This is a genomic window from Arthrobacter sp. ZBG10, assembly GCF_001238605.1.
Lineage (GTDB): Bacteria > Actinomycetota > Actinomycetes > Actinomycetales > Micrococcaceae > Arthrobacter.
The window spans coordinates 1-21,410 of sequence record NZ_LFQH01000003.1 but is presented as its reverse complement, the minus strand read 5'-3'; the positions used below and the strand labels follow the sequence as shown (position 1 = coordinate 21,410).

The 21,410-nt window shown below is 66.8% G+C and carries 21 protein-coding genes; 11 read left to right on the top strand and 10 right to left on the bottom strand.

Going from position 1 to position 21,410, the window contains the following annotated elements; all coding sequences use genetic code 11:
• Positions 1 to 57: 57 nt before the first annotated feature.
• The 3 genes from ACU18_RS00625 to rraA form a co-directional block, all read right to left on the bottom strand.
• Positions 58 to 1,497, bottom strand: a complete 1,440-nt coding sequence (locus ACU18_RS00625) for a sugar porter family MFS transporter (RefSeq protein ID WP_050683631.1) — start codon at positions 1,495 to 1,497, stop codon at positions 58 to 60.
• Positions 1,498 to 1,675: 178 nt separating this feature from the next.
• Positions 1,676 to 3,325, bottom strand: coding sequence for an MDR family MFS transporter (locus ACU18_RS00620; RefSeq protein WP_050683590.1), 1,650 nt, complete (start codon positions 3,323 to 3,325; stop codon positions 1,676 to 1,678).
• A gap of 109 nt (positions 3,326 to 3,434) precedes the next feature.
• Positions 3,435 to 3,932, bottom strand: a complete 498-nt coding sequence (gene rraA / locus ACU18_RS00615; protein ID WP_050683589.1) for a ribonuclease E activity regulator RraA — start codon at positions 3,930 to 3,932, stop codon at positions 3,435 to 3,437.
• A 118-nt stretch (positions 3,933 to 4,050) separates the two neighbouring features.
• Between rraA and ACU18_RS00610 the strand changes: the two genes are divergently transcribed.
• The 6 genes from ACU18_RS00610 to ACU18_RS00585 all read left to right on the top strand — a co-directional run bounded on the left by ACU18_RS00610 (position 4,051) and on the right by ACU18_RS00585 (position 9,537).
• The gene (locus tag ACU18_RS00610; protein WP_050683588.1) at positions 4,051 to 5,349 is read left to right on the top strand and encodes an MFS transporter; all 1,299 of its coding nucleotides are present in this window, start codon (positions 4,051 to 4,053) and stop codon (positions 5,347 to 5,349) included.
• 125 nt (positions 5,350 to 5,474) lie between these two features.
• Positions 5,475 to 6,083 (top strand): TetR/AcrR family transcriptional regulator, encoded by a 609-nt coding sequence (locus ACU18_RS00605; RefSeq protein ID WP_050683587.1) that lies wholly within the window; start codon positions 5,475 to 5,477, stop codon positions 6,081 to 6,083.
• Between the two features lie 290 nt (positions 6,084 to 6,373).
• A complete protein-coding gene (locus ACU18_RS00600; protein WP_050683586.1) occupies positions 6,374 to 7,570 on the top strand; it encodes an NAD(P)-dependent malic enzyme in 1,197 nt (398 codons plus the stop codon).
• A 23-nt stretch (positions 7,571 to 7,593) separates the two neighbouring features.
• On the top strand, positions 7,594 to 8,097 hold the full coding sequence (locus ACU18_RS00595; RefSeq protein ID WP_050683585.1) for a DUF456 domain-containing protein: 504 nt from the start codon (positions 7,594 to 7,596) through the stop codon (positions 8,095 to 8,097).
• Positions 8,098 to 8,136: 39 nt separating this feature from the next.
• Complete coding sequence (locus ACU18_RS00590; protein ID WP_050683584.1) at positions 8,137 to 8,541, top strand: nuclear transport factor 2 family protein; 405 nt, start codon at positions 8,137 to 8,139, stop codon at positions 8,539 to 8,541.
• Between the two features lie 9 nt (positions 8,542 to 8,550).
• Positions 8,551 to 9,537, top strand: a complete 987-nt coding sequence (locus tag ACU18_RS00585; RefSeq protein ID WP_050683583.1) for a hypothetical protein — start codon at positions 8,551 to 8,553, stop codon at positions 9,535 to 9,537.
• On the opposite strand, the gene ACU18_RS00580 is transcribed toward ACU18_RS00585, so the two are convergent.
• Positions 9,534 to 10,169, bottom strand: coding sequence for a LysE family translocator (locus tag ACU18_RS00580; protein WP_050683582.1), 636 nt, complete (start codon positions 10,167 to 10,169; stop codon positions 9,534 to 9,536). The two genes, ACU18_RS00585 and ACU18_RS00580, sit on opposite strands and share 4 nt — an antisense overlap.
• A gap of 81 nt (positions 10,170 to 10,250) precedes the next feature.
• Between ACU18_RS00580 and ACU18_RS00575 the strand changes: the two genes are divergently transcribed.
• The gene (locus ACU18_RS00575) at positions 10,251 to 10,706 is read left to right on the top strand and encodes an Lrp/AsnC family transcriptional regulator (RefSeq protein WP_082178095.1); all 456 of its coding nucleotides are present in this window, start codon (positions 10,251 to 10,253) and stop codon (positions 10,704 to 10,706) included.
• 18 nt (positions 10,707 to 10,724) lie between these two features.
• On the opposite strand, the gene ACU18_RS00570 is transcribed toward ACU18_RS00575, so the two are convergent.
• From ACU18_RS00570 to ACU18_RS00560, 3 genes are all read right to left on the bottom strand, one after another.
• The gene (locus tag ACU18_RS00570) at positions 10,725 to 11,390 is read right to left on the bottom strand and encodes a hypothetical protein (protein WP_050683581.1); all 666 of its coding nucleotides are present in this window, start codon (positions 11,388 to 11,390) and stop codon (positions 10,725 to 10,727) included.
• Positions 11,387 to 12,868, bottom strand: a complete 1,482-nt coding sequence (locus ACU18_RS00565; protein WP_050683580.1) for a hypothetical protein — start codon at positions 12,866 to 12,868, stop codon at positions 11,387 to 11,389. The genes ACU18_RS00570 and ACU18_RS00565 overlap by 4 nt, the downstream gene beginning before the upstream one ends.
• A gap of 82 nt (positions 12,869 to 12,950) precedes the next feature.
• Entirely contained in the window at positions 12,951 to 13,409 is a 459-nt protein-coding gene (locus ACU18_RS00560; RefSeq protein WP_050683579.1) for an Lrp/AsnC family transcriptional regulator, read from the bottom strand.
• 412 nt (positions 13,410 to 13,821) lie between these two features.
• Here ACU18_RS00560 and gluQRS point away from each other — a divergent pair, with 412 nt between their 5' ends.
• Genes gluQRS through ACU18_RS00545 form a run of 3 tightly spaced genes read left to right on the top strand, consistent with a single transcriptional unit; the run spans position 13,822 to position 15,645 of the window.
• Entirely contained in the window at positions 13,822 to 14,727 is a 906-nt protein-coding gene (gene gluQRS, locus ACU18_RS00555; protein ID WP_050683578.1) for a tRNA glutamyl-Q(34) synthetase GluQRS, read from the top strand.
• Between the two features lie 47 nt (positions 14,728 to 14,774).
• The gene (locus ACU18_RS00550; protein ID WP_231685968.1) at positions 14,775 to 14,975 is read left to right on the top strand and encodes an AsnC family protein; all 201 of its coding nucleotides are present in this window, start codon (positions 14,775 to 14,777) and stop codon (positions 14,973 to 14,975) included.
• A 22-nt stretch (positions 14,976 to 14,997) separates the two neighbouring features.
• Positions 14,998 to 15,645, top strand: a complete 648-nt coding sequence (locus ACU18_RS00545) for an HD domain-containing protein (RefSeq protein ID WP_050683577.1) — start codon at positions 14,998 to 15,000, stop codon at positions 15,643 to 15,645.
• Here the strand turns inward: ACU18_RS00545 and ACU18_RS00540 are convergent.
• Positions 15,623 to 16,885, bottom strand: a complete 1,263-nt coding sequence (locus ACU18_RS00540) for a low temperature requirement protein A (protein ID WP_050683576.1) — start codon at positions 16,883 to 16,885, stop codon at positions 15,623 to 15,625. The genes ACU18_RS00545 and ACU18_RS00540 overlap by 23 nt on opposite strands.
• 18 nt (positions 16,886 to 16,903) lie before the next feature.
• Positions 16,904 to 18,220 carry an ATP-binding protein gene (locus ACU18_RS00535; RefSeq protein ID WP_050683575.1) on the bottom strand — a complete coding sequence of 439 codons (1,317 nt, stop codon included), beginning with the start codon at positions 18,218 to 18,220 and terminating at the stop codon, positions 16,904 to 16,906.
• 87 nt (positions 18,221 to 18,307) lie between these two features.
• Here ACU18_RS00535 and ggt point away from each other — a divergent pair, with 87 nt between their 5' ends.
• Positions 18,308 to 20,140 (top strand): gamma-glutamyltransferase, encoded by a 1,833-nt coding sequence (ggt, locus tag ACU18_RS00530; protein WP_050683574.1) that lies wholly within the window; start codon positions 18,308 to 18,310, stop codon positions 20,138 to 20,140.
• 85 nt (positions 20,141 to 20,225) lie between these two features.
• On the opposite strand, the gene ACU18_RS00525 is transcribed toward ggt, so the two are convergent.
• Positions 20,226 to 21,410, bottom strand: a 1,185-nt coding sequence (locus ACU18_RS00525) for an amino acid permease (protein WP_050683573.1), incomplete at its 5' end; no start/stop codon positions are given.

Below are 21,410 nucleotides of genomic sequence, written 5' to 3'. Positions count from 1 at the left end.
TGGTTCAACCGGGGACGCCGCCGGAAGGATGACGCCGGGAGGATGAGGGCCGGGGGATCAGCCCTTTTTGGAGCCCTTGGCCACAAACAGGGTTTCCGCCTGCTCCAGCGACATGCCGTTGGTCTCCGGGACCTTGAACATCACAAAGAAGAAGGACGCCGCCGCGAACAGTGCGTACATGGCGTAGGTCAGCGGCAGCGAGCCGGCTGCCATGACCGGGAAGCTGAGGGTGATGGCGAAGTTTGCCACCCACTGCGCTGCTGCCGCCACACCCAAGGCGCGGGCCCGGATCCGGGACGGGAAGATCTCGCCCAGCAGCACCCACACCAGCGGTCCCCAGGAGGCGCCGAAGCTGACCACAAAGATGTTGGCGGCCACCAGTGCCACCGGCCCCCAGGCGCCGGGCAGGGTGATGTCCTCACCAGAACCGGTGGCCGAGGAGAACGCTAGGGCCATGGTACCCAGGGAGACCGCCATGCCGATGGAACCGGTCAGCAGAATGGGGCGGCGGCCGATCCGGTCCACCAGGGCAATGGCAACCAGGGTCACCAGGATGTTGGTGACAGCCGTAGCCACGGAGATGGTGAGGGAGTCCTCCTCGCGGAAGCCCACCGCCTTCCAGAGCGTGGTGGAGTAGTAGAAGATCACGTTGATGCCCACGAACTGCTGCAGCACGGACAGGGTAATACCCACCCAGACCACTGCCTGCAGGCCGAAGGTCTTTCCGCGCAGCGAGCCCTTCTGGCCGGCCAGCTTGTCCTCTTCGATGGCATCCCGGATTTCCCGGATCTGCCGGTCGGTATCCTCGGCGGGGGCAATGGTGCCGAACACCTTGCGGGCCTCGTCCTCCTTGCCCAGGAACACCAGGAAGCGCGGTGACTCGGGAAGCGTGAAGGCCACCCAGCCGTACACAACGGCCGGAACGGCTGCGGCCAGGAACATCCACCGCCAGGCTTCGATTCCCAGCCAGAAGGGCTGGTCGGCGCCGCCGGCGGTGTTGGCGAAGAGTGCGTCGGAAAGCAGTGCGGCAAAGATGCCGGTGGTGATGGCCAGCTGCTGCAGCGAGGCCAGCCGGCCGCGGACCTTGCGGGGGGAGATCTCGGAGATATACGCCGGCGCGATCACTGACGCCAGGCCGATGCCCAGGCCGCCCACCAGGCGCCAGAAGACCAGGTCCCAGACACTGAAGGCGAACCCGGTGCCGATGGCGCTGACCAGGAAGAGCAGTGCGCCCAGCTTCATGGCGGGGATGCGGCCGTAGCGGTCCGCCACCTTACCGGCAAGGTAGGCGCCCACGGCGCAGCCCAGGAGGGCGATGGCCACGGCGAACCCGGTGACGGCCTCGGAGAGCGCGAATTCATCCTTCATTGCGTCCACGGCACCGTTGACCACGGACGAGTCGAAGCCGAACAGGAATCCGCCCACTGCGCCTGCGAGCGCCAGCCAGATCACCCGCCGCGGGATTTTGGCGTTTGACTGCTCCTGGTCAGTGGGCATGGTGCTCCCTGGGTTGTTGGGATGGAGGTGTGTGGCGCGGACGTCGTCGGCTGCGGGTGCGGCGGTCAGGGCCGGAGCACAGGGAACAGTGTTCCACGCCCCGGCCCCCTGTTCCACTCCGGACCCGTTTGCCGGGGTCCGCGGGCACCCTGCTCCCCGCCCCGGCCCGGCTGCTGCGCTAGTGCGCTGCTGCCGATTCGCGGGCCGCCTTGGGATCCGTCAGTTTCTTGTTGGGCAGGGCGAAGCTGATGAGGAACGCAATGCCGGTCAGGACGGCCGCGGTCAGCATCACGGCGTCGATCGCGTAGGCGAAACCTTCGGTGATGGGGCGGGTGAGGACGCTGTTGGCGGTGTGCAGCCAGCTGGTGTCGTTCAGGGAGTCGTTGGAGGCGCCGTTCTGGAAGAACTCGTAGAGTTTGGCGTTGGCGGGGTCCGCGGCCACCGCCGGGTCCTTCAGGACTGCCTGGTAGTCGGCGCTGCCCATGGCGGACTTCATGCCGTCCGCGATCCGGCCGGCCGCCACGCTGAACAGCATGGAGATGAACACTGCAGTGCCCACTGCGCCGCCCATGGACCGGAAGAACGCAGCGGAAGACGTTCCCACGCCCATGTCCCTGGCCGGGACGGAAACCTGCATGGCAAGAGTCAGCGGCTGCATGCAGAAGCCCAGGCCCATGCCGAAGAACACAGCGATCAGGCCGGGCACCCAGAGGCCGGTGTCCACGCCCAGGACCGTTCCCATCACCAAGGCGGACGCCGTGAGGATGGCCGTGCCCAGGATGGGGAAGATCCGGTATGTGCCCGACGCCGAGATGGTCCGTCCGGCGGTGATGGAACCGGTTAGGATGCCCACGGTGAACGTGATCATCATCAGGCCGGCTTCGGTGGGGGTGAGGCCCTTGACCAGCTGCAGGTACATGGGGAGCATGGCGATGGCGCCGAACATGCCGATGCCGATGATGAAGTTCAGCAGCGAGGAGAGGCCGAATGTGGCGTTCCGGAACAGCCGCAGCGGGATCAGTGCGTAGTCGCCGGCCCGCTTTTCGGCCAGGATGAACCACACGATCCCGGCAACCCCCAGCCCGTAGCAAAGGAACGAATTGGCGGACGCCCAGCCCCAGCTGCGGCCCTGCTCGGCCACCAGCAGGAGCGGGACGATGGCCAGCGTGATGGCGGCTGCGCCCCAGTAGTCGATCTTCTGCTTGACGTGCTTGGCGGGCAGGTGGAGGAACAGGAACACCACGGTGAGCGCGGCCAGGCCGATGGGCAGGTTGATGAAGAACACCCAGCGCCAGCCGTCAAAGCCCAGGATGTTGGCCGAGCCGGCAAACGCGCCACCCACCACGGGACCCAGCACCGAGGAGATGCCGAAGACGGACATAAAGTAGCCCTGGTACTTGGCCCGGTCCTTGAGGGAAACGATGTCGCCGATGATGGTCAGCGCCAGTGCCAGCAGGCCGCCGGCGCCCAGTCCCTGGACGCCGCGGGCGATCGCCAGTTCGGTCATCGAGTGCACCGAACCCGCGTAGAGGGAGCCCACCAGGAAGATCACGATCGCTGCCAGGTACAGCGGCCGGCGGCCGAAAATGTCGCTCAGCTTGCCGTAGAGGGGGGTGGTGACGGTGGAGGTGATCAGGTACGCGGTGGTGGCCCACGCCTGGAGGGAGAGCCCGTCCAGGTCGTTGGCGATGGTGTAAATGGACGTGGACACGATGGTCTGGTCCAGGGATGCCAGGAACATGCCCAGCATCAATCCCACCATCACGGTGACAATCTGGCGCTGGGTCAGCGCTTCGCCGGCAGGGCGCGCCGTGGTGGCTTTGGACATGGGGTCTCCAGGAAGTAAAAGGGGGATGCAGCATTGATAGTTGCTTTCAGTAACTATCTTACTCCCGCATTTCTTCCCGTGACGGAAAAAAACTTTCCGGACCTCCGCGTCAGGGGGCGACGAGGATGCCGTCCGGATCGCACCATACAGTGGCACCCGGCCGGAACGTCACGCCGTCGATGACCACTTCAACATCCACTTCACCCGCGCCGGCCTTGGCACTTTTTTTCGGGTTGCTGCCCAGTGCCTTGACGCCCAGGTCCAGTTCCGAGATTGCCGCGCGGTCACGGATCGCCCCGTTGATCACGACGCCGGCCCAACCGTTGGCAACAGCGCTTTCGGCAATCATGTCCCCCATCAGCGCCGTGCCCAGCGAGCCGCCGCCGTCCACTACCAGCACCGCGCCGTTGCCCGGGGTGGCCAGGGTGGACTTGACCAGGGCGTTGTCCTGGAAACACCGGACAGTCCGCACGGGACCGCTGAAGTGGGTGCGGCCGCCCAGGGACTGGAACTGCAGCGCCACGGACGCCAGTTCGTCGCCGCGCTCGTCGTAAAGATCCGCGGTGTTGACGCCGGTACCCGCTCCTGGCGTGGCTGCTTCGCTCATGGTGTTCTCCTCGATGCCTGGCTTGTCGCTGAAATTCCAGGCCGTATGACAAACGGCCCGCTACCGCCCACGATAGTCTGATTTTCCGACCCGCCGCCCCTGTCAGGAGAGCACCATCATGAGCCCGTCCGACCCTTCCGCGCCGCCGGATCCTGCCGCGGCTGATGCTACGGCGCTGCCTTCTGCAGCGGCAGCGCTGTCGGAGCCCACGCAGAAGGTCACTGCCCGGTGGGTGACGGGCCTGGTCCTGGTGAATGTGGGCATCAATGCCGCGTTCTTTGGCCCCATCAACATCTTCATCGGCCAGCAGGCCATCGCCATTGACGCGCCCAGCAAGGAAGCCATCCTTTCACTGGTCACTGGCTGCGGCGCAGCCGTGTCCCTGGTGGCCAACCCGCTGTTCGGCGCCTTCTCGGACCGCACCACGTCACGCTTTGGCCGCCGCGCCCCGTGGGTGCTGGCCGGTGCCATCCTGGCCACCGCGGCGTTGCTGGCCATGTCAGGTGCCGTCACCGTGGCCATGATGGTGCTTTTCTGGTGCCTGGTCCAGCTTGGCGCCAATGCCGCGTACGCGGCCATCACCGCCGCCGTCCCGGACAGGGTGCCGCTCAAGCAGCGCGGTGGTGTGGGCGGGCTTGCCGCCATGGGCCAGACCCTGGGAATCCTGACCGGCGCTGTCTTCGGCGCTGTGGTCACCGGAAACTACATGGTGGGGTACTGGCTGTGCGCGGCCGCCTTGCTGCTCTCGGTGCTGCCCTACATCTTCCACCGGAACGATCCCCCCCTGCCCGCGGCAGGGCTCCGGGCCTTCCGGCCGCGCACCTTCATCAAGGGCTTCTATATCAGCCCTTTTGTGTACCCCGACTTTGCCTGGGCCTGGCTCACCCGCTTCCTGGTCAATGTGGGCAACCAGTTGACCATCGTGTACCTCCTGTTTTTCCTCCGCGACGTCATTGGCCACCAGGATCCCGCCACCGGCGTCCTGGTCCTGACGGGCATTTACGCGGTGATGGTCATGATCACCGCAGTCATCGCCGGACCCTGGAGCGACCGGGTGGGCAGGCGGAAGCCGTTCGTCATCGGATCATCCATCATCATCGCGATGGCGGGCGCCATCATGGCGTTTTTCCCGGTCTGGCCCGGCGCGCTCGCCGGTGCCGCCGTCCTGGGGATCGGGTTCGGGGCCTATTTGGCCGTGGACTTTGCCCTGTTGACCCAGGTCCTGCCCTTCGCCGTGGACCGGGGCAAGGACATGGGCGTTATTAATATTGCCAACTCGCTGCCCCAGATGGTGGCGCCGCTCGTTGCCTATCTTTCGGTGCGTCAATTCGGCGGCTACGTCACGCTGTTCAGCACGGCGGCTGTGATCGGCCTGCTGGGTGCCGTGTTTGTCCTCAAAATCAAAAACGTGGACTGAGCCGCATCAACACCGTGGACTGAACCCGGAAAGTTACCCTGCCGTATAGTTGAAGCGGATCGCAGGCGGCACGTGATGGGGACGCTCCGTGCTGCTGCACCGCCACACACAACCCCGGAATATTGATGCCTGAGACCACTCCAGACCATCCGCCCATGGCTGAAATGCCTTCTGCCCCGCGGCAACGCCTGCGGTACCTGCGCATCCTCGATGCTGCTGCCGGCCCCGCGCGCAAAGGCCTGGACGCCGTGGACCTTCCTGAGGTGGCGGAAAGGTCGGACGTTCCGCTGGGCACCGTGTGCCGCTATTTTCCCACCCCCACCCACCTGATGCTCGCCCTTTACCGGCACCAGCTGGGGGAGCTGCGGGCCGCCGCGCCCAAGCCATCGGCACGCCGGGGCGGCCGGATGCTGACCGGTGCGGTGATGGAAGTCTTCCACCTGCGCGTGATGCAGCCCGCCGTGGAGCAGTGCCTGGTCCGTGGCGTCTACCTTCCGGAGCTGGACACCACCGCCCTGCTGCAGGACACGGACTCGCTCGCAGGGAAACTCATTATTGATGCCGGCGGGGATGCCACCACCGCCCGGCTGCTGCTCCCCGCCATCACCGGTCTGGTCCAGTCCGTGCGGAACCGCCGGCTGTCCCTCTTCGAGGCGGAGGAAGACCTGAAGAAGGCCTGCGCGCGCCTGGCTCCGGCCGTCGACACCGGCCTCACCCTGCCTCGGACGGCGTAACCGGTCTAGACCAATCCGGAAATAAATCATCCATAATGCCGTGATAACCGTCACTTAAGTCCCAAATGTGGCCCCCGAGGTGTGTTTGGCAGCGCGGAAGAACATTCAGCGTCCTCCCGTTGCCTAGCATGGAGTAACGGAGCGGCCGGGAGGATCCATCCCTTGCCGTTCCGGGTTCTGCAGACTTCCGGACCCGCACCCCAGGGCCCGCCGCACCCATCACCTGCGCCCCGCCCGCCCGGGCCGGAGCCCCCATGCCGTGCGCCCACGGCAGACCAGGAGACAACGACGTGTCCATTGACGCAGCCACAGCCATCGACAATTCCGCAGCCACAGACCTGACCGAGGCCGAGATCTTCGACGCCCACCGGGGTGGCAAGCTCTCTATCACCAGCACGGTGCCGCTGACCAACAAGCGGGACCTGTCCATCGCCTACACCCCCGGCGTGGCCGAGGTCAGCCGGGCCATCCACAGGAATCCGGAACTGGCCCGCACCCTCACCTGGGCCGAGCGGCTGGTGGTTGTGGTCAGCGACGGGACCGCCGTCCTGGGCCTGGGCAACATCGGCCCCAGCGCCTCGCTCCCCGTGATGGAGGGCAAATCCGCCCTGTTCAAGACCTTCGGCGACCTCGACTCCATCCCGCTGGTGCTGAACACCACCGATGTTGACGAGATCGTGGAGACCCTGGTCCGGCTACGCCCCAGCTTTGGTGCCGTGAACCTCGAGGACGTCGCGGCGCCCCGGTGCTTCGAGCTTGAGGAGAAGCTCATCGAAGCCCTGGACTGCCCTGTGATGCATGATGACCAGCACGGCACAGCAGTGGTGGCCCTGGCCGCACTGACCAATGCCGCCAAAGTCACCGGCCGCGAACTTGGTCAACTGCGCGTTGTGGTGTCCGGCGCCGGGGCGGCCGGCATCGCCGTCGCCGAAATCCTGCTCTCCGCAGGCGTCACCGATGTGGTCCTGCTGGACTCCCGCGGCGTTATCAACAGCGCCCGGCCGGACCTTGCCGGAGCCGCGGGCAAGAAGGCGGAGATCGCCGGCCGCAGCAACCCCCGCGGGGTGGAAGGCGGCCCGGCCGAAGCCCTCGCCGGCGCGGATGTCTTCATCGGCGTTTCCTCCTCCAAGCTGGACGAAACCCACCTGGCCCTGATGAACCGGGACTCCATCGTGTTTGCCCTTTCCAACCCGGACCCGGAAGTCCTCCCCGAAGTCGCCGTGAAGTACGCAGCCGTGGTGGCCACCGGGCGCAGTGACTTCCCCAACCAGATCAACAACGTCCTGGCGTTCCCGGGGATCTTCCGCGGTGCGCTGGATGCCGGCGCCCGCCGGATCACGCCGGCCATGAAGCTGGCCGCGGCCCGGGCCATCGCCGACCTGGCCGCGGCGGACCTGGCTGCAGACTACATCGTTCCGAGCCCGCTGGATCCCCGGGTTGCCCCGGCCGTGACAGCCGCCGTCGCCGCCGCGGTGGAAGCGGGCTAGTTTCCCGGCCATAAACTGGGGGCATGAGCCCGGAAACCCTCGTGACCATCCTGTGCGGCCTGGCCATTGCGGTAGGCGTTGCAGGCACCATCATCCCGGTCCTGCCGGGCAGCATCCTGATTGGCGCCAGCCTCCTGGCCTGGGCCGTCTGGGGCGGCGCCGGCACGGCCGGGTGGGTGGTTTTTGCGGTAGGCATGCTGTTTGTGGTGGCCGGCATGGCGGCCAGCGCCGTCCTGACCGGGCGCAAGCTCAGGCAGCACGCCATTCCCGGCCGCAGCATCGTGGCCGGCCTGGCGGCAGCGGTGGTGGGCATGTTCGTCATTCCGGTGGTGGGCCTGTTTGTTGGTTTCGCCGCCGGGCTGTTGGTCAGCGAACTGTTCAGGACCCGGCACTTCCGGACCGCCGCGGCCGGCAGCTGGGCTGCCCTGAAAGCCACCGGCCTGGGCATGCTGGTGGAGTTCGGCCTGGCCGCGCTCGCAGCCAGCACCTGGGTGATCGGCGTATGGGTGGCCGCAGTCAACGGCTAGGCACTTGCCGGGCCGCGGCGCCCGGCGTAGAACGGATGGATGACGGAAAGCACGATGGCCGCCGGACACATCGCGGCGTGGATGGAGCGTTACCAGGCGGCGTGGGCCAGCAACCGGCCTGAAGACATCGGCGGCCTTTTCACCGGGGACGCGGTCTACGAGACGCGCCCCCACGATCCGGACCCGTGGCGGGGGCGGCAGGAGATCACCGACAGGTGGCTCGCCGCCAGGGACGAGCCCGGGGCCTGGTCCTTCACCTGGGAGCTGCTGGGTACGGACGGCGCCACTGCCTTCGTCCAAGGGGTCACCGTTTACGTGGAGGGTCCCAGTTACGAGAACCTCTGGGTGGTACGGATGGACGGATCCGGCCGTGCAGCGGCGTTCACCGAGTGGTTCATGGAACGGTCCAAGGGCCCCGCCCCGGGCACCCAGCTCCTTGGATAGCATGGAACCATGACCGTTGGGGATGCCAAACCGATCTATCAGGACACCCGCGACCTCACGCCGTTCGGCACAGCCCAGTTATGGACGCCCGTCCGCGGACTGACGGACAGCGTGGGCGGACTGCTCTCGGGCATGCTGGGCGTCCGCGACTCCGCCCCCCTGGCCGTCGAAGGGGACATCCCGCGGTTGGGCCGGCGCGAATCCCGGACCGCTAAAACCTTCCACCAGGCCGTCTACGCCTCAGGGCGGCCGGACCGGCTCCTTGCCCTGGCCCGGGACCATCCCGGCTGGGCCGGCCTGAGCCATTTGATGGCGGGCCTCCAGTCCTACCGGAATGCCGGCTACCGGCGCGCCTCGGAACTGCTGCGCCGCGGATTCGACCTTCGGAACGACGACGACGCCAACCGCTACGCCGTTACGTACCTTTCGCGGGTGGTCACCCGCGTCGAGGTGGCGGAAAAAGTCGAGGTGCCGGTCCTGTTCAGCGAGGAATCGGTGCTGCTGGCCCTCTCGCATGCGCTGCGGGAGACCGGGCGCCTGGAGGATGCGCTGCATGCTGTCAGCTGGCTTCCGCCGTCGCTTCCCTCGGCACTGGCCCGCAGTTCCCTGGCCCTGACGCTGGGCCGGACCGGCGCGGTCATCGCCTGGACGGAAGGCCTGCTGAACGAGGACGACCTGTCTGCTGCCCTGCTGCTGGTGCGGGCCCGGGCCCTGCGCCGGGAGGGCTGGCTGGACGAGGCCCAGGACGCCATCTCCGAAGTCCTGCGGCGGCGGGGCACGGCCATGGTCCTTCGCAACGATGCCATGGCGGACCGCGCAGCGCTGGTCATCGAAATCAGCCGCCGCGGGATGTCCCCCAGGGAATGGTTGCGGAAACCCTCCGAAACGCCAGGCCGGCGGGACATCGACGAGCAGGAACGGATCCGGCGCGACCAGGATTCCCGCCGGATCTGGAAGCAGGAATGGGAACGGCTGGGCGGCGATACGGGGGACTAAAGTCCTGCGGCCAGCGGCAGGACCTGTTCGGCCACGAGTACCGAACCCAGCACCAGCATGATGATCCCGCTGGTCAGGGTCACCACCCTGGCGGCCCCGGGCCTGCTGTGCAGCAGCGTTCGCGAGAGCAGCGCCACCGCCGTGTACACCAGTCCGGCCAGGAGGACAAAGGTCATGCCCAGCACCCCGGACTGCACCGGGACGGGCAAGGCGGCGTCTGCGCTGACAAACTGCGGCACCAGTGCCACGTAGAAGAGCAGTCCCTTGGGGTTGATGCCGCTGGTGCCCATGCCCTGCAGGAAGGTCCGCAGCCTGGTACCGCCGCCGGCGTCCGCCGCTGCGAAGCTCGCGCCGCGCCAGGACCTGATGGTGCCGGCACCCAGCCAGATCAGGTAGCCGGCGCCGGCCAGGGTCAGCCAGGCCAGCACACCGGGCATGCCGGTCAGCACCACCGCGAGGCCGGCCACCAGCAGGACGGTGTGCAGGACATATCCGCTGCACAGCCCGGCCACCGCGGGGACAAAGCTGCGCTGCCGCAGGCCGGCCGTGATGGAGTAGGCCCAGTCCACGCCGGGGGTGCAGGCCAGGGCAGCAGCCACCAGCACAAACGCAAGAAACAGTTGGGGGTTCACAGGAGAAACTTTAGGAAAGATCGCGCCATAAGTGCTGTCCGGTTTTAGCCCTGATGGACGCCGCGACAGTACGCTTATTGCGTGATTGACCATATTGACAGGAATATTTTGCGCCACCTGCAGGAGGATGGCCGGATGACGGCCACGGCGCTGGCCGCGAAGGTGGGCCTGACCGTGGCGCCGTGCCACCGCCGGCTCCGTGACCTGGAGCGCTCAGGTGTGATCCGCGGTTACAAGGCGGACGTGGACCCGGCCGCTGTGGGCCTGGGGTTCGAAGCGATCGTGTTTGTCACCCTCCGCCAAGTGGACCGGGCCACCATGGAGATCTTCGAGAGCCGGGTGGCAGCAAACCCCAACGTGGTGGAGGCCCAGCGGCTCTTTGGTTCGCCGGACTACCTGTTGAAGGTCATCGCGGCCGACCTGCCGGCATACCAGCGGTTCTACGATGCTGAACTGACGTCCCTGCCGGGCGTGGAGCGGCTGACTTCCACGCTGGTGATGAAGAACCTCAAGTCCAACGCCGGGCCGCCGGTCTAGGCAGCTGCCGGGACGGGCTCAGCCTGCCGGCAGGACGTGGACGATGATCACCCTGGTGCCTGCGCCGCCGTCGTACCTGAGGTCGTAGGTGATTTCCAGCCCCGTGGCGTTTCCGGATGTCAGGGAGAAGTCGCTTTTGGCATCCGGGGCAGCCTCGGCGCTGCTGATCCACCGCTCCGCCGAGCCGCTGTCGATGCCGTAGCGCCGGACCCCATCGCGGACCAGGCTGAAGTAGTCGGCTGCCGAGTCCGCCGTGAGGAAGTAGGTGACCTCGCTGAAGTCGGGGCGGCTGCCGGTGGTGTTGAAGCGGATCCGGTCCGTTTCGCCGGAGACCTCCCCGTTGGGCGCCGTGATGGACAGGCTGATTTTCCCGGCGTCGCGGGTGTTGATCTCCGGGCCGTAACTGTCGTCCGTGACGTTGACGGCCGATTTTTCCAGCCGGCCGGAGCTCATGTCCAGCCGCGCGGCCTTCGACTCGCGGATGGTGGCCACGCCGGCGGCGTCGAGGGTGGAGAATTCTGAGGTTTTCACGGTGCTCCCCTGTGAGGTCGGGTCGGTGGAGGTGGGTGGAGCGGCCTGGCAGCCGCCCAGCGTCAGGCCAAGTGCCAGTACGGGCAGGAGCAGGCGGACGACGGCGGTGCCTCGCCGGTGCGGCCGGGCTCCGGTTGTGCGGGTGGCCGTCATTGGTGGACCTCCGCCCCGAAGCCGTCCACAAACCGGTCCATGATGCCTGGGATGTTGTTGATGGGCCGGTACTGCTCCACCCGGTCATCGAAGTCCGAGCCGATGATCTGCGCGGCCCGGTCCGGATCCGTGGCCAGCAGGTCCTGGTAGGCGGGGAGGGTGTCCTGGCGGATCAGCTCCCAGCGCTGGTCGGCGTTGGCAATGTTGCCGTCCGGGAAGCCCGTGGTGAAGTCGGTGCGGAACTGGGTGGGGTTGTCCCAGTTGGTGAAGGGGATGTTCTGCGTTCCAGGGCTCTCCACGCTGAAGGTGTACGGGAAGACCTCGGGATAGCTCCGGGCGCCGGGGATGGACGGTTCGCCGGCCAGGGTCACCAGGTAGGTCACGGCTTCCCCACCGGGATGGTTGCTCATGGCGTCGTAGTCATCGGCGATGATCTCGTTTTGCTCGCGGTAGAGCAGGGAGGTGTTTCCTTCCTGGACGCGGCCTGGATCGCCGGAATCGATGTCGGCCCAGGCTGCGGCGGTGCCGGAATCGATGGCGCCGGAATCGCGGAGCCGGTTGATCTCGGCCAGTCCGCCGTCCAGGTAGGCCTGGTGCTGCCGGGCCTGGTCCAGGAAGATTTCCTTGTTCATGTCCAGCATGCTGGTTTCATAAAAGCGGATCTCCTCGTCGGTCATCCCCGCGAGGTCCTCGATCTGGTCCAGGACCGGCAAGGGGATGTCCGAGACCGGGTTGTCCGCGATCTGTTGGGCCAGGTCGCGCAGCATCGCCATGTCCCGGAAGCCGCCGGCGAAGGAAGGGCCGATCATGTTGGCCATTCCCGCCCATTGAAGGTCCGGGTTGGCCAGGTAGGCCTGCCCGTAGAAGTCGTAGACGCTCCTGATGGTGTCCCAGTTCGGTTCGGTGCCCAGGGCGGTGTCCCAGCTGGCAGGGTCGATGCCCATGTCCAGCATTGCCTGGTGGTTCCAGTAGTCGCTGAGGAACGCGGCGTACTCCGGCGAGTTTTTGGAGATCAGGCCCGAATCGGCGGCAGCATCCATGGCAGCTTTCGCTGCAGCGGGGTTGGCCAAGGCCCAGTCCCGGAATTCCTGGCTCTGCAGGTAGGCCTGCCGTTCGGCGGGCGTCATGGCCGTCAGGGTGTTGGTCAGCTCCTGCGCCTTGGCGTCGGCTGGGCCGGTTCCCTGCGGGCCGCCGGATCCGCCGTTCCCGCCGGTGCTGGCCTTCTCCTGCTCATCGGCGTTGGCCAGGACGGCCTTGGCCGCTGCTTCCAGGCCGGCCGTGGCGGAGCGCAGCAGCTTTACATGCGTTCCCGTCCAGTCGCTGCGGAAGCGGTCGCCGTCGCGGCCTTTCCAGGCGCCGGTGCCCACAGTGGTGCTGAGCTGCCGGCACAGGGCCTCGAGCCGGGTCGCTCCACCCGCGAGGTCCCTGGCGAGTCGCCGGAGCTGCGCCACGTCGCCGCCGTAGAAAGTGCCCGTCATGCCTACCCCCGATTGGATGTTCCGTGCAAGCTTAACCGGGATGGGGGCAGGCGGCGATGGGGAGATGTCCCCGTCCCCGCGCTCAGTCCGCCAGCAGCCCGGTGGTGCGGTAGGGAATGACTTCGCGCAGGAACATGCTGGTGGAGGTGCGCACAATGCCCGGGCACAGTCGGATTTCCTCCGATACCCGGTAGAGATCGTCAGGGCTGGTGGCCACCACACGGATCAGCAGGTCTGTGTCCCCGGCGGGCGCGTGGCATTCCAGGACCTCCGGGATCCTGCGCAGGGCGTCGATGGCTTCGTTCAGGTGGCTCTGGTCCAGCTCTGCGCTCACGGCGGCCGCCACCCCGCGCCCCAGCGCCCCCGGAAGGACGCGGCTGCTGTTGGGCCGCAGCGCGCCGGAAGCGCCCATGCGCTCCAGCCGGGACTGCACCGTGCCGCGCGCCAGGCCCAGTTTCTGTGCCAGCACCATGATGGGAACCCGCGGGTCAGCATCCAGGGCCCGGAGGATCCGCCGGTCCGTTGCATCAAGTTCCTGCAATCTGTTCAACTCCTGCCGGTCGACTGTGTGCTTATTGGTCAATCTGATCAAGGATAAGCCAGCCTCTTGCACCAACTGTAGGTCTCTTGCTGAAATAGTGGCAACAGGGCAGCGGCTACCGCCAAACCCGCAGGCTGACGGCCTTCCGGCACACACCACCCGGACGCGCTGGATCCGCTTCCCGCAAGGAGGCCGCCCGCTGATTGACTCTTGTTCACGCATCGTCTCTCCGCGCCGCCCACGGCAAGGGCCCCTGAGCCACCGACGTCCGGTCACCGGAGCATCGGTAGCTGAGGGGCCCTTGTGCTGTGCGGTCGAGGTGCGGCTGTGCGGTCGAGATGGGGCTATGCAGCGGGAACGCGGCTGCGCAGCCTGTGCGGACCGGCGATGCCCTTCCGCATAGGCTTGAACCATGGATTCCGCCGGCCGCTTTGCTCCCAGCCCTTCGGGTGACCTGCATGTGGGCAACCTGCGCACGGCAGTCCTGGCCTGGCTTTTCGCCAGGTCCACGGGCCGGAAGTTCCTGCTGCGCGTGGAGGACCTGGACCGGGCCCGGGCGGGGTCCGAAGCGGCGCAGTTGAGGGATCTGGCTGCCGTGGGACTGACCTGGGACGGCGCTGCAGTCCGGCAAACGGACCGCGGAGCGCTCTATGCTGCTGCCCTGGATGGACTTGAGGCGGCTGGACTGACGTATGAGTGTTTTTGCACCCGGCGGGAAATCCAGGAGGCGCCGTCTGCGCCGCACGCGCCGCAGGGCGCCTATCCGGGCACCTGTCGGAACCTTATGGGCCCTGAGCGGGCCGAAAAGCGCGCCATGCGCCCGGCTGCCATCAGGTTGCGCGCCGGAGTTTCGGCCATCATGGTCCACGACCGGCTGCACGGGGACTTTACCGGCGTCGTGGACGACTTTGTCCTGCGCCGCAATGACGGCGTCACCGCCTATAACCTGGCAGTGGTTGTGGACGATGCCGAGCAGGGGATCGACCAAGTGGTCCGCGGCGACGACCTGCTCCCATCAACTCCGCGCCAGGCCTACCTCGCGTCCCTCTTGAATATTCCCGTGCCGGAATATGTCCATGTTCCCTTGGTGCTCAATGGCCAGGGAGCGCGGCTGGCCAAGCGCGACGGCGCCGTGACCCTGACGGACCTGGCGGCCGGCGGCGTACCCGCGGATTCCGTGCGGGACTCCATCCTGTCCTCCCTGGAGCTGCCACCGGGGCCGCTGGGCAACGCCCTGGGGGCCTTTGATCCGGACCGCCTGTCCCGGCAGCCGTGGATCTGGCGGCCACAGGGTCCGCCCTCCGTCAACCTTGGTTGACGATGCCGCGTCCGTCAACTAATGTTGACGGCATGGAGGTGGACCGGATGAAGACATTGGTCGGATCAATGGACGGGATGGGGCCGGCGGCGGCGTTGAACGCCGTGGCCGAGTTGCAGAAGGAAGTCAACAGGACGGAGTCATCGCTGGTCCGGAACGCTCGGCAGGCGGGCCTGTCCTGGGAGGCGATTGCCGTGTGCCTGGGTGTGAGCAAGCAGGCTGTGCACCGCAAGTACGGCAAGCAGTAGCCCCGTCCCATAGGCTGGTTCCATGCAAGACCAACAGCCCGAAGAGTCCATGCCCCGCTTTACCGTCGACACCGCCAGGGTTCTGGCGGAGGTGGCGCACAACCGGCAGAAGGACAAGCTCAAGCGGCCCTACCGTGAGCACGTCCTGGCGGTGGGGGACGCCTTGGCGGATTTCGACGACGACATCCGGATCGCGGGGTACCTGCACGACATTGCCGAGGACACCCCCGTCACCCGTCAGGCGCTGCTGGAAATGGGGGTACCGGAACGGGCCGTCAACATCGTCGAACGCGTCACCACGCGGCTGCACGACGACCCGGACGACTACGCCGCGGTCATCCGCGTCATCGCCGATGATCCCGACGCCGCATTGGTCAAGATCGCCGACAACGCCCACAACTCGTTGCCGGAACGGGTCAAGGCGCTTGCCGACAAGTGGCCGGACAAGCCCCCGGTCACCAAGTACCGGGATGCCCGGCCCGTCCTGTACGCGGCTGTGCCGACCGAAGACATCCGCCTGATCCTGGCCCGCGTCAACCCGTGGCTTCTTGAAGAGCTGGACGACCGCCTGGATGAGGAAGACGCCACGGACTACGAAAACCTGTCCTACGACCAGGCGGGCCCGCACCTGGACGCGGACGGACGTCCTATCGCGGACGGGGAGCGGTAGCCTCCGCCTCCAGCTTTTCCAGGGCGGCGTGGATGCGGCCTGAAGCCCGCAACTCATCAACTGCCACGGAACCGGCGAGGGCCAGGACAATCAGCAGCAGGCACAGGGTGACCGGTACTCCCGCTGCAGCCATGCCAATGCTGGCGGCGAGCAACACCAGCACGCCCGCGGTCACGGCCAGGATGGTTTTGTCGGCGCTTTTCATCATGACGCTGTAGAGCCACGTCAGGGCAGTCTTGAACACGGCAACCGGGATGGCAATGCTGGCAATGACCACCGCGGCATCAACGTGTGCCTCGTGGTTGATGTAGTAGGCAGCCACGTGGAGGCCTGCGCCGGCCGCGGCGATGGCGGCGAAGATGGGGATGTGGCCGTAGCCGAAGAGGTAGGAGCGGTGCCTGCGGACGTGCAGGGCGCGGCCGGCCGGAAGCATAAAGTAGACCCACCACATTCCGAAGGCCAGTGCTGTGCTGCCGAAGCCCACCAGGGCGGCGTCCATGCTCCAGCCGTTGGTTGCCACAATGGCCCGGAGCGTTTCGATGGCGCCGATCATGCATTCGCCCAGCGCAATGATGGCCAGCAGGCCGTAGCGTTCAGCGATGTGGTGGGCGTGCCAGGGTGTCCGGCTTTTCCGTTCCGCCGCGTACGGGGTGGCCATTTCCAGCACAACCAGCGGGATGGTCAGCATAAAGGTGGTGGCCACGTCCGTCTCCACCAGCAATAGGGCGATCCACCCCACCTGAACTATTGCCAGGTACTTCGCGTAGCGCAGGCACGTTTCCCGGCGGGCAGGGTCCTGCCGGGCGGCCCGGAGCCACTGGGCCACCAGCGCCAGCCGCATCAGCACGTATCCGGCCACCATCACGCGGTTCTCCACATGCTCGCCTTCCACCAGCGAGTGGAACATCGGCTCGATGCCCATGGTCAGGATGAGGACACCCACGATCTGCACCATGGTCACCACCCGGAAGATCCAGTCGTCGGTGTCGTAGGCGCTGGCGAACCAGGTGAAGTTGATCCACGCCCAGATCACCGCAAACATGGCGAAGGAAAACCCCAGCAGGCCGGGTACGAATTTGCCCTCCGCCACCTCATGGGCCAGCTGGCTTCCGGCCACCCCGAAAGCGATGACGAAGGTCAGGTCAAAGAAGAGTTCCAGGGGTGTGGCGGCCCGGTGCTGCTCGTGCGGATCACGGCCACCCATGCGGGAAAGGGCGTGCCGGAGGGGGTTTGAAGACATGGTTCAAAGATAGCCGGGTCAGACCCGTCCCAAAGCGTTGATGTCGACCAGAAAGTCCTCGTGTACCTCGGCGCTGACGGTGGTGCGGGTGTCCCCGATGGCGTCCAGGTAATCCTGGGTGGCTGGACCACGGCGTACTGCCGCCCGGGCGGCCGCGCCGCCACCGGTTGCCAGCCCGCCGTCGTCGTACACTGCTTTTTCCAGTGCCCGCTGGGAGGCGCTGCGGGCAGCGTATTCGATGTCCGCCGGTGAGAAGCCCTCCGTGCGTTCCACCAGCAGCTCCACGTCCACGGTGTCCACCACTGCGGCCGGGATGAAGCGCTGCCACATGGCAGTGCGCGCCTGCCGGTCGGGCAGCCCGATGGGGATGACGTAGTCGAACCGCCCATGCCGCAGGAACGCCGTGTCCAGGGCCCGGATGAAGTTGGTGGCGCACACCAGCAGCCGGCCGGGCTGTTCGCGGAAGGCCGGGATGATCTTCAGGAGCTCGTTGGTGACGCCCTGCAGGGGCGAGGGGGGCTCGCCGGAACGCTGCGAGGCGATCTCCTCCACCTCGTCGATGAACACCACGGCGTGTTCCAGCTCCGCGATTTCGAGGAAAGTCTCCCGCAGGGCGCCAGCCAGGCCCTGGGGATCGGCGGCCAGCCGGGACGGGAAGACCTCCACAAACGGCCACTCCAGCCGGGACGCGATGGCCTTGGCAAACGTGGTTTTGCCCGTGCCGGGCGGGCCGAAGAGGACCACTGCGCGCGGCGGCACCACACCGAACTCGTCCGCCAGGTCAGCCTCGGCCAACGGCAGCACCAGCCTGCGTTCGAGCAGTTCCTTTTCCTTGCGCATGCCGGCGACGTTCTCCCAGAGGTCCCGGGCCAGGATGCGGCCGCCCAGCTGGCCCAGGGCGCCAAGTTCCTGCCGCTGCACCGGAATGGTCCGCTCGAAATAGCGCAGGTTCTTCTTTAATGCGAAGCCGCGGCTCAGGAATGCTTCCACGCGGGTTTCGGATTCGGGCATCAACGCCGACAGCTTGTTGAGCCCGTGGGGCGCCATCCGGTTCTCGACGGCGGCAAGCAGGGAGGTGCCGATGCCCCGCCCGCGGTATTCGGGCAGGGTGGCCAGGAAAACGATCCAGCCCTGGTCGTGCGCAGCGCGGCCCACCGCGGCACCCACCACCTGTTCGCCCTGTACCGCCACCACGGCATGGTCCTTTTCGCAGGAGGCCAGGACCTCGGACAGGGCGTACACCGGCTCCACGTTGTGGGCCTTGAGGGTCTCCCACAGGTGCAGGATGCCGTCCAGGTCAGCAGAGTGGAAATCCCTGATCCGCCAGTTGGTCATGCTGTGCCTCCGGGAGGTTCGTCGTTGAACTGAACGTGGCGCGGGAGTAAGGTGTGGCGCACCTCACCCACCCCGTTAGGAGCAACCATGCCACATCCGGGACGCCGGGCCGCAGCCATTACGGCTGTGCTGGCAATGAGCGTAACCACAGGTGCCATCATGACGCCGGCCGCTGCCGATCCCCGGCAAACGGACCGGAGCGCCACCGCCACCGGATCCGGCGGTGCCGTCAGCACCGTAGATCCCGAAGCGTCCGCGGCGGCCATCGAGGTCCTCCGCAAAGGGGGCAACGCGGCCGACGCTGCGGTTGCGGCAGCAGCGACGCTGGGCGTCACGGAGCCGTACAGCGCCGGTGTTGGCGGCGGCGGCTACTTTGTGTTTTATGACGCGGCCACCGGGAAGGTGGGCACCATCGACGGCCGGGAGACTGCGCCCGCGGGGATCCGCAGTGACGCGTTCATCAATCCGGCCACCGGCGGGCCCTACACCTTCAGCCCGGACCTTGTGACCAGCGGCGTCTCGGTGGGGGTTCCCGGAACGCCTGCCACCTGGGAACGTGCGCTGGAGCGCTGGGGCACCGTCAGCCTGGCCGAGGCCCTGAAGCCCGCCATCAAGGTGGCCACCCGGGGCTTCGTCGTCGACGGCACCTTCCGCAAGCAGACCGAGGACAACCAGGCCCGCTTTGAAGCGTTCCCTGCCACTGCAGAGCTGTTCCTTCCGGGCGGACAGCTTCCGGTGGTGGGGTCGGTGTTCAGGAACAAGGACCTCGCGGAGACGTACCGGCTGCTGTCCCGGCAGGGAACCGGCGCCTTCTACACCGGCCCGCTCGCCGGGGAGATTGCGGCCACGGTCCAGGCCCCACCCAAAGCTGCCGACACGGAGCTGCCGGTTCCGCCGGGCTCCATGACGGTGGCGGACCTGGCCAACTACCGGGCAATTGACCAGGCAGCCACCAAGGTGAGCTACCGCGGCTATGACGTCCACGGCATGGCACCCTCCAGCAGCGGCGGCACCACGGTGGGTGAGGCGCTGAACATCCTGTCCGGCTTCGATTTGCCGGCCACTGCACAAGCCCGGCCGTCAGTCCTGCACCATTACCTGGAGGCAAGCGCGCTCGCGTTTGCGGACCGCGCCGAGTATGTGGGCGATCCCGCCTTTGTGCCGGTTCCCACCGCAGCGCTCCTCAACCCGGTCTTCGGCAAGGAACGCGCCTGCCAGCTCAATCCGCTCCAGGCCGCCGTCAAACCCGTGCAACCGGGCAATGTTTTGTCCTACGACGGCGCCTGCACCACACCGCCGGTCCCGTTGGCCAATGACACTGATACGGAGAACATCTCCACCACCAACCTCACGGTGTCCGACAAGTGGGGCAACGTGGTGGAGTACACCCTGACCATTGAGCAGACCGGCGGGTCCGGGATTGTGGTTCCGGGCCGGGGCTTCCTGTTGAACAACGAACTCACCGACTTCTCCACCGTCTTTGATGAGGATGATCCCAACCGGATCCAGCCGGGCAAGCGTCCGCGGTCGTCCATGTCGCCCACCATCGTGCTCAGGGATGGCAAGCCGTTCCTGGCCCTTGGCTCACCGGGCGGTTCCACCATCATCACCACTGTCCTGCAGACCCTGATCAACAGGATCGATCTCAAGATGGGCCTCCTCGACGCCGTGGCCGCACCCCGTGCCGCCCAGCGGAACACGGCGTCGGTGAGCGCGGAACAGGGCTTTATCGACAGGTACGGCCCGGGCCTGGCCCCGTTCGGCCATAAGTTCACGGCTGCCGGCCCGCCAGGCAGTTCGGCGGCGGAGATCGGCGCCGCCACCGCCATTGAGTTCCTGCCATCAGGCGGTGTGCTGGCCGTGGCCGAGCCTGCCAGGCGGGGCGGCGGCTCGGCGATGGTGGTGAAGCCAGCCAAGTGAGCCGCGGCAGGCGTTAAACCACGACGGCGGCACCTGGGTTCGGATCATTCCGGAACCCGGGTGCCGCCGTCGTACGCCCTGCCGGCTATCTCTTGAAGGTGTCTGCCGCCGGGTTGGCGATGACGGGGGCGGTGCCGGTGTAGCCCTTGCGGGTTTCGGCGATTTCGCGGATGCGTTTGCGGCAGGCGAACCAGCCCACCACCATCAAGGCGGAGGCGATGCCCGTGACGAGCATGGTCAGGGGCGAATCGATGAACACCATCACCAGCACTCCTACGAGGAAGAGCAGGGAGAGGTAGCCGGTGTAGGGGGCGCCGAACATCCGGAAGCTGGGGCGTTCGAGCCAGCCTTTGTCGGCCCAGCGTTTGAGTTGGAGCTGGCAGAGGACGATGGTGGCCCAGGTCATGATGATGCCTACGGAGGCGACGTTGAGGACGATTTCGAAGGCGTCGGCCGGGACGAGGTAGTTCAGCGGGACCCCGAGCAGGGACACAGCGGCGGTGATGGCGATGCCGCCGTAGGGGACGCCTGCTTTGTTCATGCGGGAGGCGAACTTGGGGGCGGAGCCGTTCACGGACATGGAGCGCAGGATCCGGCCGGTGGAGTAGAGCCCGGCGTTCAGGGAGGACAGGGCTGCGGTGAGGACCACGAGGTTCATGATGACGTCCACGCCTTCGATGCCGATGGAGCCGAAGAACGTCACGAACGGGCTGACCCCTGCCTGGTAGGAGGTGTAGGGCAGGAGCAGGGCCAGCAGGATGACGGAGCCGACGTAGAACACGGCGATGCGGAAGACCACGGAGTTGATGGCCTTGGGCATGATTTTGTGCGGGTTTTCGGTTTCGCCGGCGGCGGTGCCCACCAGTTCAATGGAGGCGTAGGCGAACAGGACGCCCTGCATGAGGATGATCATGGGCAGCAGCCCGTTGGGGAAGATCCCGCCGTTGTCCGTGATCAGGCTCAGGCCCACTTCCTGACCGTCCACGGGGGTGCCGAAGATGACGAAGTAGGTGCCCACCAGCAGGAACGCCACCAGCGCTGCGACCTTGATCAGCGCGAACCAGAATTCCATCTCGCCAAAGACCTTCACCGAGACCAGGTTCAGGGCCAGGACCACCACCAGGGCGATCAGGGCCCAGGCCCACTGCGGGACCGCACCCATCCAGGGGACGTAGTTGCCGAAGAAGTTCATGTAGATCGCGGCGGCGGTGATGTCCACGATGGTGGTGGTGGCCCAGTTGATCCAGTAGAACCAGCCGGAAACAAACGC

What these genes read in the sequence shown, in the direction of transcription:
- ACU18_RS00625 (WP_050683631.1), bottom strand. Translation starts at nt 1,497, where the DNA reads ATGCCCACTGACCAGGAGCAGTCAAACGCCAAAATCCCGCGGCGGGTG.
- ACU18_RS00620 (WP_050683590.1), bottom strand. Translation starts at nt 3,325, where the DNA reads ATGTCCAAAGCCACCACGGCGCGCCCTGCCGGCGAAGCGCTGACCCAG.
- rraA (WP_050683589.1), bottom strand. Translation starts at nt 3,932, where the DNA reads ATGAGCGAAGCAGCCACGCCAGGAGCGGGTACCGGCGTCAACACCGCG.
- ACU18_RS00610 (WP_050683588.1), top strand. Translation starts at nt 4,051, where the DNA reads ATGAGCCCGTCCGACCCTTCCGCGCCGCCGGATCCTGCCGCGGCTGAT.
- ACU18_RS00605 (WP_050683587.1), top strand. Translation starts at nt 5,475, where the DNA reads ATGCCTGAGACCACTCCAGACCATCCGCCCATGGCTGAAATGCCTTCT.
- ACU18_RS00595 (WP_050683585.1), top strand. Translation starts at nt 7,594, where the DNA reads ATGAGCCCGGAAACCCTCGTGACCATCCTGTGCGGCCTGGCCATTGCG.
- ACU18_RS00590 (WP_050683584.1), top strand. Translation starts at nt 8,137, where the DNA reads ATGACGGAAAGCACGATGGCCGCCGGACACATCGCGGCGTGGATGGAG.
- ACU18_RS00585 (WP_050683583.1), top strand. Translation starts at nt 8,551, where the DNA reads ATGACCGTTGGGGATGCCAAACCGATCTATCAGGACACCCGCGACCTC.
- ACU18_RS00570 (WP_050683581.1), bottom strand. Translation starts at nt 11,390, where the DNA reads ATGACGGCCACCCGCACAACCGGAGCCCGGCCGCACCGGCGAGGCACC.
- ACU18_RS00565 (WP_050683580.1), bottom strand. Translation starts at nt 12,868, where the DNA reads ATGACGGGCACTTTCTACGGCGGCGACGTGGCGCAGCTCCGGCGACTC.
- gluQRS (WP_050683578.1), top strand. Translation starts at nt 13,822, where the DNA reads ATGGATTCCGCCGGCCGCTTTGCTCCCAGCCCTTCGGGTGACCTGCAT.
- ACU18_RS00550 (WP_231685968.1), top strand. Translation starts at nt 14,775, where the DNA reads ATGAAGACATTGGTCGGATCAATGGACGGGATGGGGCCGGCGGCGGCG.
- ACU18_RS00545 (WP_050683577.1), top strand. Translation starts at nt 14,998, where the DNA reads ATGCAAGACCAACAGCCCGAAGAGTCCATGCCCCGCTTTACCGTCGAC.
- ACU18_RS00540 (WP_050683576.1), bottom strand. Translation starts at nt 16,885, where the DNA reads ATGTCTTCAAACCCCCTCCGGCACGCCCTTTCCCGCATGGGTGGCCGT.
- ACU18_RS00535 (WP_050683575.1), bottom strand. Translation starts at nt 18,220, where the DNA reads ATGACCAACTGGCGGATCAGGGATTTCCACTCTGCTGACCTGGACGGC.
- ggt (WP_050683574.1), top strand. Translation starts at nt 18,308, where the DNA reads ATGCCACATCCGGGACGCCGGGCCGCAGCCATTACGGCTGTGCTGGCA.